The organism is Pseudomonas sp. T1.Ur (assembly GCF_023516725.1).
GTDB classification, from domain to species: domain Bacteria; phylum Pseudomonadota; class Gammaproteobacteria; order Pseudomonadales; family Pseudomonadaceae; genus Aquipseudomonas; species Aquipseudomonas alvandae.
Window position 1 is genome coordinate 1,913,060 of sequence record NZ_JAMGSN010000001.1, and the last position, 17,139, is coordinate 1,930,198.

The 17,139-nt window shown below is 63.0% G+C and carries 15 protein-coding genes; 8 read left to right on the top strand and 7 right to left on the bottom strand.

Features of this window, described 5'->3' with window-relative positions:
- Window positions 1-165: 165 nt before the first annotated feature.
- A complete protein-coding gene (locus M8Q45_RS08890; protein ID WP_249874373.1) occupies window positions 166-2,343 on the top strand; it encodes a PQQ-dependent dehydrogenase, methanol/ethanol family in 2,178 nt (725 codons plus the stop codon).
- A gap of 42 nt (window positions 2,344-2,385) precedes the next feature.
- Window positions 2,386-3,822, top strand: coding sequence for an aldehyde dehydrogenase (aldA, locus tag M8Q45_RS08895; RefSeq protein WP_249874374.1), 1,437 nt, complete (start codon window positions 2,386-2,388; stop codon window positions 3,820-3,822).
- A gap of 54 nt (window positions 3,823-3,876) precedes the next feature.
- Here aldA and M8Q45_RS08900 read toward each other — a convergent pair whose 3' ends face one another.
- From M8Q45_RS08900 to M8Q45_RS08925, 6 genes are all read right to left on the bottom strand, one after another.
- The gene (locus M8Q45_RS08900; RefSeq protein ID WP_249874375.1) at window positions 3,877-5,820 is read right to left on the bottom strand and encodes a sigma-54-dependent Fis family transcriptional regulator; all 1,944 of its coding nucleotides are present in this window, start codon (window positions 5,818-5,820) and stop codon (window positions 3,877-3,879) included.
- A gap of 142 nt (window positions 5,821-5,962) precedes the next feature.
- Entirely contained in the window at window positions 5,963-6,904 is a 942-nt protein-coding gene (locus M8Q45_RS08905) for an alpha/beta hydrolase (RefSeq protein ID WP_502940551.1), read from the bottom strand.
- 61 nt (window positions 6,905-6,965) lie between these two features.
- A complete protein-coding gene (locus tag M8Q45_RS08910; RefSeq protein WP_249874377.1) occupies window positions 6,966-7,988 on the bottom strand; it encodes a transketolase family protein in 1,023 nt (340 codons plus the stop codon).
- Window positions 7,985-8,833, bottom strand: a complete 849-nt coding sequence (locus M8Q45_RS08915) for a transketolase (RefSeq protein WP_249874378.1) — start codon at window positions 8,831-8,833, stop codon at window positions 7,985-7,987. The genes M8Q45_RS08910 and M8Q45_RS08915 overlap by 4 nt, the downstream gene beginning before the upstream one ends.
- A 17-nt stretch (window positions 8,834-8,850) precedes the next feature.
- Window positions 8,851-10,149: an MFS transporter gene (locus M8Q45_RS08920; RefSeq protein WP_249874379.1), complete on the bottom strand. Its 1,299-nt coding sequence runs from the start codon at window positions 10,147-10,149 to the stop codon at window positions 8,851-8,853.
- 99 nt (window positions 10,150-10,248) lie between these two features.
- Window positions 10,249-10,998, bottom strand: a complete 750-nt coding sequence (locus M8Q45_RS08925; protein WP_249874380.1) for an SDR family NAD(P)-dependent oxidoreductase — start codon at window positions 10,996-10,998, stop codon at window positions 10,249-10,251.
- A gap of 196 nt (window positions 10,999-11,194) precedes the next feature.
- Here M8Q45_RS08925 and M8Q45_RS08930 point away from each other — a divergent pair, with 196 nt between their 5' ends.
- A complete protein-coding gene (locus tag M8Q45_RS08930; RefSeq protein ID WP_249874381.1) occupies window positions 11,195-12,112 on the top strand; it encodes a LysR substrate-binding domain-containing protein in 918 nt (305 codons plus the stop codon).
- A 37-nt stretch (window positions 12,113-12,149) separates the two neighbouring features.
- On the opposite strand, the gene M8Q45_RS08935 is transcribed toward M8Q45_RS08930, so the two are convergent.
- Window positions 12,150-13,001 (bottom strand): LysR substrate-binding domain-containing protein, encoded by an 852-nt coding sequence (locus M8Q45_RS08935; RefSeq protein ID WP_198795821.1) that lies wholly within the window; start codon window positions 12,999-13,001, stop codon window positions 12,150-12,152.
- A gap of 242 nt (window positions 13,002-13,243) precedes the next feature.
- On the opposite strand from M8Q45_RS08935, the gene M8Q45_RS08940 reads away from it, so the two are divergent.
- Genes M8Q45_RS08940 through M8Q45_RS08960 form a run of 5 tightly spaced genes read left to right on the top strand, consistent with a single transcriptional unit; the run spans window position 13,244 to window position 17,102 of the window.
- Entirely contained in the window at window positions 13,244-14,086 is an 843-nt protein-coding gene (locus tag M8Q45_RS08940) for a transporter substrate-binding domain-containing protein (protein WP_249874382.1), read from the top strand.
- A gap of 54 nt (window positions 14,087-14,140) precedes the next feature.
- Window positions 14,141-14,875, top strand: a complete 735-nt coding sequence (locus tag M8Q45_RS08945; protein ID WP_249874383.1) for an amino acid ABC transporter permease — start codon at window positions 14,141-14,143, stop codon at window positions 14,873-14,875.
- On the top strand, window positions 14,865-15,653 hold the full coding sequence (locus M8Q45_RS08950; protein WP_249874384.1) for an amino acid ABC transporter permease: 789 nt from the start codon (window positions 14,865-14,867) through the stop codon (window positions 15,651-15,653). The genes M8Q45_RS08945 and M8Q45_RS08950 overlap by 11 nt, the downstream gene beginning before the upstream one ends.
- On the top strand, window positions 15,640-16,476 hold the full coding sequence (locus M8Q45_RS08955; protein ID WP_249874385.1) for an amino acid ABC transporter ATP-binding protein: 837 nt from the start codon (window positions 15,640-15,642) through the stop codon (window positions 16,474-16,476). The genes M8Q45_RS08950 and M8Q45_RS08955 overlap by 14 nt, the downstream gene beginning before the upstream one ends.
- Before the next feature lie 26 nt (window positions 16,477-16,502).
- Window positions 16,503-17,102, top strand: coding sequence for a cysteine dioxygenase family protein (locus M8Q45_RS08960; protein WP_249874386.1), 600 nt, complete (start codon window positions 16,503-16,505; stop codon window positions 17,100-17,102).
- Window positions 17,103-17,139: the final 37 nt, after the last annotated feature.

Here is a 17,139-nt window from a genome sequence, read left to right on the forward strand (position 1 = left end):
GCGGCAGATGCGACAACTGTCGCACGGCTTCGCGACCCGCGATATGCGCGCAAAGCCCCATGGAACGGGGCTTGCGAAGCGTTTTCAAACGGTGGCATGGGGGTTGCTCCTCTCCTGGTGCGCAGCGCAATGGCTTCGCTACTAATAAGAACCAGGAGTCCTCCCATGACACAGATTGGCCTCTCCGTGCCTACTGCTTTTCGGAACGCGCCCCTTCGCGTTCCCCTCAAGATGCTGTTTGTCGTGCTGGCACTATCCCTCAATACCGTCCCGGGCTGGGCGCAGGACCTGCCGGCGAATGTCGACGGCAAGCGCATCATCGCCGCCGACCAGGAGCCCGGTAACTGGATGAGCACCGGCCGCACCTACGACGAACAACGCTACAGCCCGTTGAAGAAGATCAGCGACCAGAACGTCGGCCAGTTGGGGCTCGCGTGGAGCTACAAGCTGGACCTGGATCGCGGTGTCGAGGCTACGCCCATCGTGGTCGATGGCGTGATGTACACCACCGGCCCGTTCTCGGTGGTCTATGCCCTGGATGCGCGCGACGGCAAGTTGATCTGGAAGTACGACCCCAAGTCCGACCGCAACCGCGCCGGCGAGGCTTGTTGCGACGCGGTCAACCGAGGCGTCGCGGTGTGGAAGGGCAAGGTTTATGTGGGTGTGCTCGATGGTCGTCTTGAAGCCATCGACGCCAAGACCGGCCAGCGCGCCTGGTCGGTGGACACCCGGGCCGATCACTCGCGCAGCTACACCATCACCGGAGCCCCGCGAGTGGTCAACGGCAAAGTCGTGATCGGCAACGGCGGCGCCGAGTTCGGCGTACGCGGTTATGTCACCGCCTACGACGCCGAGACCGGCAAGCAGGCCTGGCGTTTCTTCACGGTGCCGGGTGACCCCAAGCTACCACCGGAGGACAAGGCCATGGCCATCGCGGCCAAGACCTGGCACGGCGACGCCTATGTGGCCCAGGGCGGTGGCGGCACGGCCTGGGATTCCTTTGCGTTCGACCCGGACTTGAACCTGCTCTACATCGGTGTGGGCAATGGTTCGTTATGGGACCCGAAATGGCGGAGCCAGGCCAAGGGCGACAACCTGTTCCTGTCGTCCATCGTCGCGGTCAACGCCGATACGGGCGAGTACGCCTGGCACTACCAGACCACGCCGGGGGACGCCTGGGACTACACCGCCACCCAGCACATGATCCTCGCGGAACTGCCGATCGATGGAAAGCCGCGCAAGGTCCTGATGCAAGCGCCGAAGAACGGTTTTTTCTACGTGATCGACCGCGCCACGGGTGAGCTGTTGTCGGCCAAGGGCATCGTGCCGCAGAGCTGGACCAAGGGCATGGACATGAAGACGGGCCGGCCCATCGTCGATGACGAGAATGCCGCGTACTGGAAGGATGGCAAGCGCAAATTGGTCACGCCTGCGTTCTGGGGCGCCCATGACTGGCAGCCGATGTCCTTCAACCCGAACACCGGCCTGGTGTACATCCCGGCGCACATCATGTCCGCCTACTACGAGCACATCCCCGAGGCGCCGAAGCGCAACCCGTTCAAGAGCATGTACCAACTGGGCCTGCGCACCGGGATGATGCCGGAGGACGCCGATGGGCTGTTGGAAATGGCCAAGGGCTGGTCGGGCAAGCTGATTGCCTGGGACCCGGTCAAGCAACAACCGGCCTGGGAGGTGCCCTATGTGACGATCTTCAACGGCGGCACCTTGAGCACCGCCGGCAACCTGGTGTTCGAGGGCAGCGCCGACGGCCGGGTGATCGCCTATGCCGCTGACAGCGGCAAGAAACTCTGGGAGCAGCCGGCGGCCAGCGGTGTGATGGCGGCGCCGATTACCTACAGCGTGGACGGTGAGCAGTACGTGACGTTCATGGCCGGGTGGGGCGGCGCCTTCTCGACCTTTGCTGGCGCCTTGTCCTTGCGCGCCGGGGTCCGGCCGTTCTCCCAGGTATTGACCTACAAACTGGGCGGCACGGCGAAACTCAACGAGCCGGCACCGCTCGCCGACACCCCGAAACCGCCGCCCCTGACCGGCGACCTGGCCGCAGTGGACGCCGGCGCCAAGCTCTACGACGGTTATTGCTCCCAATGCCACGGCATTCATGCAGTCAGCGGCGGCGTGCTGCCGGACCTGCGCAAGCTGACGGCGGAAAAACACCAGATGTTCCTCGGCATTCTCTACGGCGGTCGAGTGCCGGATGGCATGCCGTCCTTCGCCGACGCCTTCACGCCGGAACAGGTAGAGCAGATCCACCAATACCTGATCAAGCGCGCCCACGACCTGCAGCAGGAAGGCGGGGTCTGGAAAACCTTCACCGCCAAATGAATGCCCCTGCATCGTTCTGAAACTGACCGCGAGAGCAAGCACATGACCGAGATCATCAATTACCAGCACTTCATCGCCAACGCCTTCATTCCCAGCGACCCGAGCATTGAAGTGCACAACCCGGCCAACGGCGCTTTGCTGGCACGGGTGCCCGAAGCCAGCGGCGAGCAAGTCGAAGCGGCCATTGCCGCGGCGCGCAAGGCACAAAAAAGCTGGGCCGCCCGCCCGGCCATCGAGCGCGCCGGCTACCTGCGGAAAATCGCCAGCAAAGTGCGCGACAACGCCGAGCGACTCGCCCACATCATCACCGCCGAGCAGGGCAAAGTGCTGGGATTGGCGCGGGTGGAAGTCAACTTCACCGCCGATTACCTGGACTACATGGCCGAGTGGGCACGGCGCCTTGAGGGCGAGGTGCTGACCAGCGACCGCGCTGGCGAAAGCATCTTCCTGCTGCGCAAGCCCTTGGGTGTGGTGGCCGGTGTCCTGCCGTGGAATTTCCCGTTCTTCCTGATCGCTCGCAAGATGGCGCCGGCGCTGGTGACTGGCAATACCATCGTGATCAAGCCCAGCGAAGAAACGCCCATCAACTGCTTCGAGTTTGCCCGCCTGGTGGCCGAGACCGACCTGCCGGCCGGGGTGTTCAATGTCGTCAGCGGTACGGGGGCGACGGTGGGGCATAACCTGACCCGCCACGCAGGTATCGACTTGATCAGTTTCACCGGCAGCGTCGGCACCGGCTCGCGGATCATGGCCGCGGCGGCGCCGAACATCACCAAGCTCAACCTGGAGCTCGGCGGCAAGGCGCCGGCTATCGTGTTGGCGGATGCGGACCTGGACCTCGCGGTCAAGGCGATCACGGCTTCGCGGGTGATCAACACCGGGCAAGTCTGCAATTGCGCCGAGCGGGTGTATGTCGAGCGCAAGGTCGCCGATCAGTTCATCGAGCAGATCGCCGCCGCGATGGCCGCGACCCGCTACGGCGACCCGTTGGCCGAGGACGACCTGGACATGGGGCCGCTGATCAACCAGGCGGCGCTGGACAAGGTCGCGCGGATGGTCACCACTGCCAAGGAGCAGGGGGCCGAAGTGGTCACGGGCGGCGCGGTGGCCGACAGGGGCCAGGGCTTCCATTACCAGCCGACGGTGCTGGCCGGGTGTGGCGGCGAGATGGCGATCATGCGCCAGGAGATCTTCGGCCCGGTCCTGCCGATCCAGATTGTCGAAGACCTGGACGAAGCCATCGCCCTGGCCAATGACAGCGAGTACGGCTTGACGTCATCGGTCTACACCCGCAGCCTGAGTGCCGCCATGCGCGCGAGCCATGAGCTGGATTTCGGCGAGACCTACATCAATCGAGAGAACTTCGAAGCGATGCAGGGCTTCCATGCCGGGGCGCGCAAGTCCGGCATTGGCGGCGCGGACGGCAAGCACGGCTTGTATGAGTACACCCATACCCATGTGGTTTACATTCAAGTTTGATTGGGCGAGAAACATGCCGGCACCCGCAAGGGCGCCGGCATCTCTCTGGGCGTATCAGAACTGGTCGTTGGGCGCGACGACGCCGTGCTTTTTCATTTTGCGGTACAGCGTGGAGCGGGAGATGCCCAGGTCGGCAGCGGCGGCACTGATGTTCCAGCGATGCTGGCGCAAGGTTGCCAGCAGGCGACGGGACTCTTCGTCGCCCAGCTGTTCGCCCAAGCTGACGGCCAACGGCGTGGTGTTGGCGGACAGTGACAGCCGCTGTGGCGCCAGCACTTCGCCGGGCAAGCAGTCCAGGTCGATGACGCCGTCTTCAGCCAGGGCCACCGCGTAGCGCAGGCTATTGAGGAGTTGGCGGATGTTGCCAGGCCATTGATAGTCGAGCAGGCACTGGCGGGCATCGGCTTTCAGTCGTAGCGCGCGAGTGTCGTCCTGTGCCGTGAGCAATTGCTCGATCAGCGCGGCGCGGTCACTGCGTTCGCGCAAGGCGGGCAGCGCCAGGTTCATGCCGGCGAGCCGATAGAACAGATCTTCGCGAAAGCGCTTCTCGCCGATCATGGTGGGCAGGTCCTGGTGAGTCGCCGAGATCACCTGGACATCCAGCGCCACCGGCACTTCAGCCCCCAGCGGCGCGATTTCCCGCTCCGCCAGCACCCTGAGCAAGCGGGTTTGCAAATGGGCGGGCATGTCGCCAATTTCATCGAGAAACAGCGTGCCGCCATTTGCCAGCTCCAACTTGCCCTTCATGCCTTTTCGGTTCGCGCCGGTAAAGCTGCCGGCGCGATAGCCGAACAGCTCGCTCTCGATCAGCGTCTCCGGAATGGCTGCGCAATTGAGTGCGACGAAAGGCCCTGCGCGACGAAGGCTGGCGTGGTGGATCGCGCGGGCAAAGGCTTCCTTGCCGGTGCCGGTTTCGCCGGTAATCAAAATCGGGATGCCTTTGTCGATCACCTTGCGCACCCGGTGGACGCTCTGTTGCAGTTGGGAGTCGAGACCGGCGAGTTGTTGCAGGTCCGGGTGTGTGTCAGGGGCAGGGCGGGCGACGGGGCGCGGGCGGTGCTGTTGAGACGGGATCCGCAGGCCGACCTCCAGCAACGCCTCATCCCGCAGGCCACGCAAGCGCACGCCCTGGGCGCCGCCGTTGGTGAGTTTGAGCAACTCGTCCACCGTGGTTGGCAGCAGGCGATCGATGGCCGTGCCCAGCAATGCCGGACCCTCAGCCAGGTCCAGGGCGACAAAAGCGGCACGGTTGGCGCCGATGATGCGGCCGCTTTCATCAAGGGCCAGTAACTGTTCGTTGGCCAGGTCGGCGATGTCATCGAGGGGCTTGAGGGACAAGGTCAAGCGGTCGCGGTAGCTCTGGCGGAAATGTGCATTTTCGATCAGGCGCGCGTACATGATCACCAGTTGCAGCGTCAGGTATTGGCTTTCCCGAGGGCCTTCGCTGTTCATGCAGGTCGCATTCAGGCAGCCGCGCAGCAGGCCCTGGGCATCGAAGATCGGGGCGACCGAACAGCTCAGGCTGAAATTGGACGCCAGGAAATGCTCCTCCCGATGAATGATCAACGGCTGCGCGGCAGCCAGCGTTGTGCCAATGCCATTGGTGCCCACCACCGATTCCTGCCACTGCGCACCCACCACCAGCCCTGATTGCGTATAGAGGTCGGGCTGGTCGGGCAGCCGGGAGTCCAGGGTGATGCCGCGCTCGTCGCTCAGCAGCACGGCAAAGCCGGCGGGCACCACGCGCCGGGCCAGACCGCTGACGCCCTGGCTGGCGATGGAAAGATACTGCTGGTGTTGTTCCTGATGACGCCGGATATCCTCGGCGCTGAGGATGTTCTTGCGGCTCGCCGCGCCGGGATCGAGCCGGTGCTCCACGACGCTGCGGTACCAGGACTGGGCGATGACGCCATCGGGCTTCAGGCCACGTCCGGAAAAATGGTCGTTGACGAAGGCCGCCAGTTCGCTGGGGATCGGCTGCGCGCTATGCAGGGTCATGGAGGGCTCCCATCGTGCGTGACGCCCGCGCAGGGCTTTCACGGCAATCTTGTTATTAGGGGACGGTCTGCGTTGCAGATATCTACCATAGACGCTGGCGCGCGAGTTTTCACGGTTGGATTGCAGGTCCGGTCCCGCTTCGTCACCTCTTCAAAAAACCTTTCAACGCCCGGACGATGTCGCAGGTCGATTGATCCGCGATGCGCCCTGGCACCTGGTCGAACATGTGTGGCGCGCCAGGATAGACGTGAAGTTCCAGGGCAACCCCAGCGCGAGACAGCCTCATCGCAAAATCGAGGTCTTCCTCGAGAAACAGATCTTGCGCGCCGACCGAGATGAACGTCGGCGGCAGGTTGCGAAGGTCGGGTTGCAGGGCCGGTGAAAACAGGCCTGCACGATCGTCGTCCAGGGCGTAGCCACCGCGAAGGCACTGCCAGCAGAACCGATTGGGCTCCGGCAGCCAACTGAAGGTGGCTGTTTCCCGGCTCGGGTAGGGGGACTGGGCTGAGCCGGTGCGGTGATCGAGCATCGGGTAGATGAGCACCTGGCCGGCCAGCGGAAACCGGCCCTTGTCGCGCGCCATGATGGCCAATGCGGCGGCAAGCGCGCCACCGGCGCTATGGCCCATGACTGCAACGCGCCGGGAATCCAGGCGCAGGTCCTGACTGTTTTCGAACAGCCAGGCGAGGGCGCTGTAACAGTCGTCGAGGGGCGCAGGAAAAGGATGCTCGGGCGCCAGTCGATAATCCACCGCAACGATGAGGGCCGCCAACTCGTCGGCCAGGTCCGCCAGGAAGTCATCGGCCATTTCGGGTTTTCCGAGTACGAAGCCACCGCCATGGATGGACAGGATCGTCGGAAGGTTTGCATCGGGCGCCAGGCCTTTCGGTCGGTAGAGGCACAGGCGCAGGCGTTCGGCGTCGGCGCCTGGAATCCAGCGCACTTCGCATCGCGCGCGGTGCCCGGGTTTGAACGTCGAATGAACTCGGGCGCGGATGGCCGGCAGCGTGCTCAGCGACCATTGTTCCGCACCCGAGGCCACAAGACTGCTGAATGCGGGATCGAGCCATTCATCAGGCATCAGGTTTCGCTCCCCTTTGCTTGAGACCGCCGGGTACCTGTTGCCGGTACCCCGGCGCTTGCCGTTAAAGCCAGGCTTTGATTTGCGCGCAAACGGCCTGGGTGGAAATACCGTAGCGATCATGCAGCGTCGGCAGCGCGCCCGCGTCGAGGAAGGCGTCTGGCAACGCGATTTGCCTGAATGTCGGGGTCACGCCATTGCGCAGCAGGACACCGGCAACCGCTTCGCCCAGTCCGCCGATGATGGAGCTGTTTTCCGCGGTCACCACCAGTCGCCCTGGCTTTCTGGCCTCGGCGAGCAGGGTGTGTTCGTCCAGCGGCTTGATGGTCGGCATGTGCAGGACCGCGACATCGACGCCGTCGGCCTGCAGTTGCTTGGCGGCTTCCAAGGCACGCATCGTCATCAACCCGGTGGAAATGATCAGCACATCGTTGCCGGTGCGCAGGGTCTTGGCCTTGCCGATCTCGAACGTGTAGCCGTATTCGTCCAGCACCAAGGGCACATTACCGCGCAGCAAACGCATGTAGACCGGGCCTTGGTGGGCGGCGATGGCCGGTACGGCCTGCTCGATTTCCAGCGCGTCACAGGGATCGACGATCATCAGGTTGGGCATGGCGCGGAAGATCGCCAGGTCATCCGTGGCCTGGTGGCTTGGACCGTAACCGGTGGTGAGGCCTGGCAAGCCACAGACGATCTTGACGTTGAGGTTTTCCTCGGCGATCGCCATGCAAATGAAGTCGTAGGCCCGACGGGAAGCGAACACCGCGTAGGTCGTGGCAAACGGCACGAAACCTTCCCGGGCCATGCCCGCCGCGGCGCTCATCAGCAACTGCTCGGCCATGCCCATCTGGTAGAAGCGATCCGGATGGGCCTTGGCGAAGATGTGCAAGTCGGTGTATTTGGACAGGTCGGCGGACAGCCCGACGATGTCCGGGCGCTGGTCCGCCAATGCGGCCAGCGCATGCCCGAATGGCGCCGGTTTCGTGGCCTGTCCTTCAGCGGCAATCGAGGCGATCATCGCCGAGGTGGTCAGGCGTTTCTTGCCCGGCTGGCCCATCGCATTCGATGTGTTGGCGGCGTTGCTCATGAGTGTTTTCCTTCTTCAAGGTTGTTCAGCGCCAGGTCCCACTCGTGTTCTTCGACGCGGATGAAATGGGTCTTCTCGCGGTTTTCCAGGAACGGCACACCCTTGCCCATGCGTGTATCGCAGATGATCACCCGGGGCTGGCTGGAAGGGTGGTTGCGCGCCGCATCGAATGCCGTCACCAGGGCATCCAGGTCGTTGCCGTCGACGCGTTGGGTGAACCAGCCAAAGGCTTGCCAGCGGTCAACGATCGGCTCGAACGAAAGGATTTCGCTGGAGTAGCCATCGGCCTGCTGGTTGTTGACGTCGACGATGGCAATCAGGTTGTCGAGCTTCCAGTGCGACGCCGACATCACGGCTTCCCAGGTCGAACCTTCGTTCAATTCACCGTCCGACAGCAGGTTGTAGATGAAGGCGGGCGAGCCTTTGCGCTTGAGGCCCAGGCAGGCACCTACGGCGATGCCCAGGCCTTGGCCGAGGGAACCTCCGGTGATTTCCATGCCCGGCGTGTACGCCGCCATGCCCGACATGGGCAGCCGGCTGTCGTCCGCGCCATAGGTTTCCAGCTCATCGAGGGGAACGATCCGAGCCTCGATCAAGGCCGCGTACAGCGCAATCGCGTAATGGCCGATTGAGAGATAGAAGCGATCACGTTGCGCCCACTCAGGGTCTTCGGGTCGATGGTTCATGGCGTGGAAGTACGCGACCGCCAGCAGGTCGGCGGCGCCCAGGGCTTGGCCGACGTAGCCTTGTCCCTGGACCTGACCCATGCGCAGCGCATGACGACGGATATTGTGGGCGCGGTCCGCCAGGGACGTGGATGAAGCAGATGAAAGCGAGCGAGTCATGGTGGAACTCCGGTGACTTAACGATTGACCAGGGCGGCGGGAATGCGCAGCACCAGCAAGGCACCGCCCAGCAGTACGCCGGTGATCAGGTACATGCCGATGGCGCTTGAGCCGGTCTGGGTGGTGATCCAGCCAATCAGGTAGGGCGAACAGAAGCCGGCGAGGTTGGCGAAGCTGTTGACCGCCGCGATGCCCGCGGCGGCGGACACTCCGCCGAGCAAGGTCGTGGGCAGCATCCAGAACATGGAGGAAGCAGAGAGGATGCCGGACGCCGCCAGGCACAGGCTCAGGATGGACAGCAGGATGTTGCCCCCCAGCAGCGCAGCGAGCGTCAGCCCGATGGCACCGGCGATCATCGGTGCGATCAGGTGCCAGCGCCGCTCCCGATGCTTATCGCCGCTGCGACCGATCAACAACATGGCCGCAATGGCGCAGAGGTAGGGCAGGCTGGTCAGGAAACCGATGTGCAGCGGATCGGAAACCCCGGCGTTGCGCACCAGCGTCGGCAGCCAGAAGGTGATGGCGTACTGGCCCATGACCACGCAGAAATAAATCCCGGCCAGCAGCCACAGGCGGCGGTCACGAATAAACTCGCCCACCGAGGCATGGGTGACCTTCTGCTGGTTGTCCTCGGCCAGTTCACGGCTGACCAGCGCTTTCTCTTCATCGTCCAGCCAATGGGCCTGATGCACGCCGTCCTTGAGATAACTCAACACCAGCAACCCGACGACAACGGTGGGAATGGCTTCGAGCACGAACATCCACTGCCATCCGGCCCAGCCGTGCACGCCGGCGAAATGGTTCATGATCCAGCCGGAGAGCGGGCCGCCCACCATGCCCGACAAGGGGATAGCGATGAACCAGAGTACGGTCATGCGCGCACGCCGATAGGACGGGAACCAGTAGGTGAGGTACAGCAGCAGTCCCGGGGCCAGCCCTGCTTCGGCGACCCCGAGCAGAAAGCGCAGGGCATAGAACTGCCAGGCGGTTTCGACGAAGGCGAACAGCGCGGAAATGATGCCCCAGGTGATCATGATCCGCGCGATCCACACGCGAGCCCCGACCTTGTGCAAGATGACGTTGCTGGGGACTTCGCAAAGGAAGTAGCCGATGAAAAACATGCCCGCGCCGAGCCCGTAGACGGTTTCGCTGAGCGCCAGGTCGTTCATCATTTGCAGTTTGGCGAAGCCGACGTTGACCCGATCCAGATAGGCGCACAAATAGCACAGCATCAGGAAAGGCATCAGCCGCCAGGCCGTTTTCCGGTAGGCATTGGAACGCACGGTCGAAACCGCTTCGAGCGACAAAGTAGTCATGATGGCCTGATCTCTTGTTTTTATTGACCGCCAGGCAAACAGCCCGGCTGGGGTCTTCGATCCAGAACCGCACGGGCCGCGATGGCCCGCCCAGATGCATCAGTGAATCAGCATGCCGCCGTTCACATCCAAGGTGATGCCTGTCAGGTAAGACGATAAATCGCTGGCCAGGAACAGGGCGGCGTTGGCGACATCCTGCGCCGCACCCAGGCGACCCAGCGGAATGCCTTCGATGATCGCGTGTCGACGCTCATCCTGCATGAGGCCGCCGGTGATATCGGTGTGGATCAGGCCCGGGGCGATGGAGTTGACCCGCACCTTGTCCGGGCCCAGCTCGCGCGCCATTGCCTTGGCCAGGCCCAATACGCCGGCCTTGGCGGCGCTGTAATGCGGCCCACCAAAGATGCCGCCACCCCGTTGGGCCGACACCGAAGACATGCAGACGATGCTGCCGCCTTGCTGTTCGCGCATCAGCGGGATCACCGCCTGCGACATGAGCAGGGTGCCGCGCAGGCTGACGTCCAGCACTTTGTCGTAGTCCGATGGGCGGATATCGAGGGTCTTGAGGGGTTGGGTGATGCCGGCGTTGTTGACGAGGATGTCGATTCGGCCGAAATGTTCGACGACCTGGGCGACGGCCCGTTGGACCTGCGACTCATCGGCAACGTTGGCCGCAAGGCCGAGATGGCCTTCGCCCAGGGCGCTGGCGGCATCGCGTGCGGCAGATTCATCCAGGTCGAGAATCACGACGCGGGCGCCGTGCTGTGCGAATGTCGTAGCGGTGGCGCGGCCAATGCCACGGGCGGATGCGGCGCCGGTAATGATCGCGACTTTGCCTTGCAGAAGCATGGAGGGATACCTCGGATTGTTTTTATTTGGGTCGATTTGGAAAAAACCGATGACTCAGCTTCTGCTTTGCCTCCCGGCTGAGCAATGCCGTAAAAATCATTCAGTGCTGAAAAAAATTCAGCACTCGGTTGCTTGCGGATGGGAGCTTTCACGGCGAAGCTCAACAATCATTAGAGCTATTGTCGAGTGATCTGCCATGCGTACCGACGCCGATGCCCCCTTGATTCTTCCACCGCTGAAAGCAATTCAGGCTTTTGAGCAAACGGCCCGGTTCAGCAACGTCGCCAGGGCTGCGGAAGTGCTGGACCTGACTCCCTCCGCGGTCAGTCATCAACTGGCGAAACTTGAAGCCATGATTGGCCGGCAATTGTTCGTCCGCGCCGCTCGAGGGGTCACGCTGACGCCGGTGGGCGAGCAATACCTCAAGGAAGTTTCCGGAATACTCCATAGCCTGGCGGTCGCCACCGAGCGCGCGGCCAGCGACGTGAGCCTGGACTGTTTGCGCCTGCACTCGGCGCCCAGCTTCGGGTTGTTGTGGTTGATGCCGAGACTGGAGGCTTTTCGAGCGTCCAACCCGGATATTCAGATCAATCTGTCGTGTTCCTACGAATCGCTGCATTTCAGTCGAGACAAGATTGACGTGGATATCCGCCACGGCACTGCAAACTGGCCCAGTTACGAAGTTCGCACCGTCCAGAACGAAACCTTCGCGGTGCTCGCTTCGCCGAAACTGCTCGCGCAATGCCCGATCCGAGGGGCATCCGATCTGTTGGATTGCGACCTGGTGCTTTCCGAAGCCACTTTGCTCAAATGGCCGCAATGGTTTGCGCAACATGGCCTGGCGCGCCCGGAGAAGCCTTACGCCTTGAGCTTCGACCGGTCATACATGTCGCTGGAAGCGGCCAGCCATGGGTTGGGGTTTGCCTTGGAGAGCACGTTGCTGGCGAAGAAATACCTGGCGGCCGGTAGCCTGGTCGAGGTGGCGCCAGAAGCGCTCAGCGCCCCCGTGGCTGCCCACCATCTGGTGTTTCCCAAGGCCCACTCGAGTTTCCCTCGCGTCCGGCGTTTCCTGGAATGGATGGAAAGTGAGTTGGGGCAGGGCTTCGCGTATTGACTGTCGGGAGCAGTTTCGGGCAATGACGAGCGTCGTCTCAATGCCCTTGATTGTTCCTGATCAGGTCATAGGCCCGGCGCACCAGCGGGTTGACGGTATTGGGCCGGATCCACAAGTGATAGGTCACATCCGGCAGCCGTGGCAAGCCATCGTTCTCACCCAGCACGCGCATGTCCGGGCCGAGCATTTCCATGCTGCGGGGCGTGACGCCCAGGCCGGCGCGGGTGGCGGCCTTGATGCCGATCAGGTTCGAGGCCAGGTAGGCCTGGCGCCATGGGATATTCGCGCGTTCGAGCGCTTCCAGGGCATAGCGCCGATAGATGCTCGGCTCATCCACCAGGATCAGCGGAAGGGGTTCGCCGGGATTGTGGAGGTACTGCGCCGAACAGATCCACCACACCGGCGAGGTGCGCAACGCGAAGCCTTCCAGGTTCGGGTCCTGGCGCGTTGAGATGATCATGTCGACCTTGCCCCGATGCAGGTCATCCATCAGGAACGGGCTGCGGCCAACGTCGATTTCAAGGCGCAGGCGCGGAGCCGAGCGGGCGATGTGGCTGAGAATCGGCGGCAGGATGGTGTCGGCAATGTCGTGGGGCGAGCCGATGCGCAACACGCCGCTCAGGCTGCTTTCACGCAGGGAATTGAGCGCATCGTCGTTGAGCGAAAGCATTTGTCGTGCGTGCCGTAGCAATTGCTGGCCCGCTTCGGTGAGCTGCTTGTGCCTCCCGCGTTTTTCGAACAGCGTGACCCCGACCTGCTGTTCCAGGCGTTGCATGTGTTGGGTGACCGACGATTGCGTACGGGCCAACTGGGCGCCTGCTTCGGCAAAGCTGTGGTGATCGACCACGGCAATGAAGGTGCGCAGTAATTCGAGATCCAAGGTCGACATGGTCACCGCTTCATATCAAGGCTGAAAACCTAAACATTACAGATTTTTATGTGTTTGGTGGGCTGCTCTCGCTCGATATGCTCTGCGGCCCCATGGATTCGTAGTTATTCGTTTTTCGTTTGGAGACCAAACCTGACGAGTTATAACGATATTAGATATTTGAATTTCCGTTGGCTCCGGGCGCTACCTAGGATGCCCACTCATCAGGCCGGGGGACGCCGGCCATCCATGAGGGGAATTCCATGTCACGTGAGCGCTCATCCGTAAAACGCTTGTTGCCTGTCCTGCTGGGCGCCTTGGTCTCGTTGTCGACCGTCCACCTCGCCCATGCCGATGCCACGCTGGACAAGATCGAGCAACGCCACGCGTTGGTGGTGGGCGTGTTGTTGTCCGGTGGCCCGTTCGGCGGTATCGATCCCGCTACGCAGAAACCTCGCGGCTTCAACGTCGATCTCGCCGAGGAACTGGGTCGGCAACTCGGCGCCGAGGTGCAGTTGGTGCCGGTACTGCCCGCCAACCGCGTCCAGTTCTTGCAGCAGGGCAAGGTCGACCTGCTGATCGCCAACATGGAATGGACCGCCGAGCGCGGTGAAATCCTCGGATTCGTGCCCACGCCGTTCTACCGCGTCGGCGGCACTGCGGCAGTGCTCAAGGACAGCAAGATCAGCCGCTGGGAAGACTTGAAGAATCAACCGGTATGCACCTCCCAGGGCAGCAGCTACATCAAGCCGCTCACCGAGCTGGGCGTCGAGATCAAGGCCTTCAAGAGTTCTTCGGAATCGCTCCTGGCGCTGCGAGGCAACAACTGCGTCGCCGCGGTGCATGACGCCACGCTGATCAATCCGTTGGTTGCCGAGAACCCCGAATGGCAGGGCTACCGCGCCCTGAGTCCGGAGCTGAACCCGGCACCCTCGGTGGTCTGGACGCGCAAAGGTGAAAGCGATACCCAGGCCAGGCTCGACCCAATCATCCAGCAGTTGCACCGCAGCGGCTGGCTGATCGAGGCCCAGACCCGTCATCGCATCACCCCGGCGTCACCGGCCTTGGTGGAGTTGCAGAAACAGTTCCAGGCCAACGGCGCCTGAGATCGTCGTGCCTGCGTCTCTCTCGACCCATCCCGACGCTCAAGGTAATCGCCCATGACTCATTGGCTGGAGGCGTTCGTTCATTGGAGCGCCGGGTTTGGCCTCAACTACAACTTCCTGGTTGATGCCTACCAGCGCGGCACGCTGGAGCAGGGCGCGTTGACCACGGTGGGGTTGTGCCTGCTGACCATCGTCGGCAGCCTGCTGGCGGGTGTCGGCCTGGCGGCGCTGTTGACCTCGGGCAAGCCCTGGCTCGCCAGGCCGGCGCGGGTGTTTGTCGAAGTGACCCGCAATACGCCGACCCTGGTGCAGCTGTATTGCGCGTTCCTGGTGTTGAACATGTTGCTGACCGAGGCCGTCGGTGCGGCCAACCCGCTGACACCCTTCGCCTGGGTGGTGATCGTGATCTCGCTGCACAAGGGCGCGTTCCACGCCGAGGCACTGCGGGCCGGCATCGAAGCCGTGCCCACGGTGACGCTGGAGGCGGCCAGTTCGCTGGCGTTCAACAACCGCCAACTGTTATGGAACGTGCAGTTGCCACTGGCCTTGCGTTTTGCCTTGCCGGCGCTGATCAACAACCTGATCGACCTGGTGAAGATGACCGCCGTGGCCTCGGCCATTGCCGTGGGTGACATCACCTACGCGGCGATCATGATCTGGACCCAGAGCGATAACGTGCTGGAACTGATGATCCTGATCCTGGGTTTTTTCGGTCTGCTGAGTTTCACCGTCAATTGCGTCGGGCGCTGGCTCGAAGCGCGCCTGAGGATGCCCGGCTATGGCCATTGATTCGTCCGTCGTTTTGCCCCGGGCCTGGCCGCGTCGCCATATCGGCAAGTTGCTGCTGGGGATGGGCGCGCTGTGCGGGCTGGTGTACTTCGCGCAGCACAGTCCGGTGCTCAAGGCCTTGCTGCAATGGTCGCCGGCCATGGCCGCCGGGTTCGGCCAGAACATTCTGATCAGCCTGCTGGCCATCGGGTCGGGCTCCGTGGCGGGGCTGCTGGTCGGTGCCATGGTGCTGTCGCCCCTGCGCCTGCTGCGCTGGCCGGCGCGGCTCTGGGTGCAGATCTTCCGCAACGCGCCCTGGCTGGTGCTGATCTATTTCACCACCTATGTGTTCCCGTTCGAGATTCGTATCGGCAGCACCTATGTCGCGTTCCCCGACTGGGTCAAGGTCACGCTTGGCCTGGCCTTGCCGGCCAGCGCCAATGTCGCGGAAATCTTCCGTGGCGCCATCGCCTCGATCCCCAGCACCCAATGGGAGGCGGCACGGTCCCTGGCATTCAACCGTGGGCAGATTTTCCGCTCGATCATCCTGCCGCAGTGCTTCAAGCGCATGTTGCCGCCGTGGATGAACCTCTACGCGGTGATCACCATGGGCACCGCGCTGGCGTCCCTGGTGGGTGTGCACGACGTGATCGACACTGCGCAGATCGCCAGCAACACCGTGAACCAGACCGGCTTCACCGTGGTGATCTACCTGAGCCTGCTGGTGCTGTTCTTTGCTTATTGCTACCCGATTTCCCGCCTCACCCAATACTTGGAGCGACGTTATGCCTTCGACTGAAACCGTCGCAGAACCCCTGGTCAGCCTGCGCGGCCTGCACCTTTCGTTCGGCGGCAACCCGGTGCTCAAGGGCATTGACCTGGACGTGCACCGTGGCGAGGCCGTGTCGATCATCGGCCCGTCGGGCTCGGGCAAGTCGACCATCCTGCGCTGCATCACCGGCCTGTTGCAGCCCCAGCGGGGCAGCATTCGCGTGGGGGCGACCGAGGTCCATAGCCTGGCCCATGAGGCCCAGCGCATCGAGCTGCGCAAGCGCGTGGGGTTCGTGTTCCAGCAGTACAACCTGTTCCCGCATCTGTCGGTGCTGGAGAACCTGGTGATCGCGCCGCGCAAGGTGCTCGGCCGCCATCGGGCCGACGCCGAGAAGGACGCCCGTGCCTTGCTTGCCAAGGTGCGCATGGAACACAAGGCCGATGCCTATCCGGGGCAGCTCTCCGGCGGCCAGCAACAACGGGTGGCAATTGCCCGCGCGCTGGCGATGCGTCCGGAACTGATCCTGTTCGACGAGGTGACCTCGGCCCTGGATCCGGAAACCGTCGGCGAAGTGCTGACGGTGATCCGCGAGCTGACGGAAGAGGGCATGACGTGTGTGCTGGTGACCCACGAAATGCGTTTCGCCGAGGAGATCAGCGACGTCGTCTATTTCACGGAGAACGGCGTGATCGTCGAGCACGGCAGCGCCGCCCGGATTTTCCAGCACCCCACCAGCGAGCGCACTCGGGAGTTTTTGCGCCATGCCCTGGGTGACGCGGGGCGGCGACCGCCCCTCGGCGCTGATCCTTACCTGCTGACCAACCTGAGCCGCTACAGCCTGTCCGTCTGACTTTCCGTTAACAAGGAGCCCGCCCCATGAGTATTTTCAAGCGTCCCGACGTCATCGAAGACTTCCTGCAGAAAGTGCGCGTCATCCACCAGCGCGGTGTGGATCGCGCGGCCTTGGGGGACATCGTCGCGCTCCTGGAAGGCCTGGCCGAGCGCCGCGACCTGTTCAACTTCGAGGCCTTCCCCGCGCCGGTGCCGGGGCAGGGCAGCACTGCGTTCCGCTATCGCCTCAATGACAACGGCGACACCCCGACCCTCTACCTGAACTCGCTGTTGCCCGGCAAAAGCACGATCCCTCACAACCATGAGACGTGGGCGATCATCAGTGCCGTCGAAGGCCAGGAAATCAACTACGTCTATCGACGTGATGACGAAGGGCGCGAGCCGGGCTACACCACACTGCACTTGGAAAAGGAAGTCGTCGTGCAGCCGGGGACATCCATCGCGTTCCTGGGTGAGGACGTGCATGGAATCCGCGTGTCCGGGGAGCAACCGACCCTGCATTTCCATCTCTATGGCTTGCCGCTGGAATCACTCAACGGCCGCTACGGCGTCGAGGCCGACGGGCGCATCCTCAATTACAACGCCTCGCAAATGGCACCGTCGATCAAGGCCTATGCCCACTGACGCCCCTTGAATTCCAGTCATTCCATTTCTTCCGGCG

Bases quoted from the DNA above. Each gene is read 5' to 3' on its own strand.
- M8Q45_RS08930 (WP_249874381.1), top strand. From the start codon at position 11,195: ATGCGTACCGACGCCGATGCCCCCTTGATTCTTCCACCGCTGAAAGCA.
- M8Q45_RS08890 (WP_249874373.1), top strand. From the start codon at position 166: ATGACACAGATTGGCCTCTCCGTGCCTACTGCTTTTCGGAACGCGCCC.
- M8Q45_RS08920 (WP_249874379.1), bottom strand. From the start codon at position 10,149: ATGACTACTTTGTCGCTCGAAGCGGTTTCGACCGTGCGTTCCAATGCC.
- M8Q45_RS08955 (WP_249874385.1), top strand. From the start codon at position 15,640: ATGCCTTCGACTGAAACCGTCGCAGAACCCCTGGTCAGCCTGCGCGGC.
- M8Q45_RS08915 (WP_249874378.1), bottom strand. From the start codon at position 8,833: ATGACTCGCTCGCTTTCATCTGCTTCATCCACGTCCCTGGCGGACCGC.
- M8Q45_RS08935 (WP_198795821.1), bottom strand. From the start codon at position 13,001: ATGTCGACCTTGGATCTCGAATTACTGCGCACCTTCATTGCCGTGGTC.
- M8Q45_RS08925 (WP_249874380.1), bottom strand. From the start codon at position 10,998: ATGCTTCTGCAAGGCAAAGTCGCGATCATTACCGGCGCCGCATCCGCC.
- M8Q45_RS08940 (WP_249874382.1), top strand. From the start codon at position 13,244: ATGTCACGTGAGCGCTCATCCGTAAAACGCTTGTTGCCTGTCCTGCTG.
- aldA (WP_249874374.1), top strand. From the start codon at position 2,386: ATGACCGAGATCATCAATTACCAGCACTTCATCGCCAACGCCTTCATT.
- M8Q45_RS08900 (WP_249874375.1), bottom strand. From the start codon at position 5,820: ATGACCCTGCATAGCGCGCAGCCGATCCCCAGCGAACTGGCGGCCTTC.
- M8Q45_RS08910 (WP_249874377.1), bottom strand. From the start codon at position 7,988: ATGAGCAACGCCGCCAACACATCGAATGCGATGGGCCAGCCGGGCAAG.
- M8Q45_RS08945 (WP_249874383.1), top strand. From the start codon at position 14,141: ATGACTCATTGGCTGGAGGCGTTCGTTCATTGGAGCGCCGGGTTTGGC.
- M8Q45_RS08960 (WP_249874386.1), top strand. From the start codon at position 16,503: ATGAGTATTTTCAAGCGTCCCGACGTCATCGAAGACTTCCTGCAGAAA.
- M8Q45_RS08950 (WP_249874384.1), top strand. From the start codon at position 14,865: ATGGCCATTGATTCGTCCGTCGTTTTGCCCCGGGCCTGGCCGCGTCGC.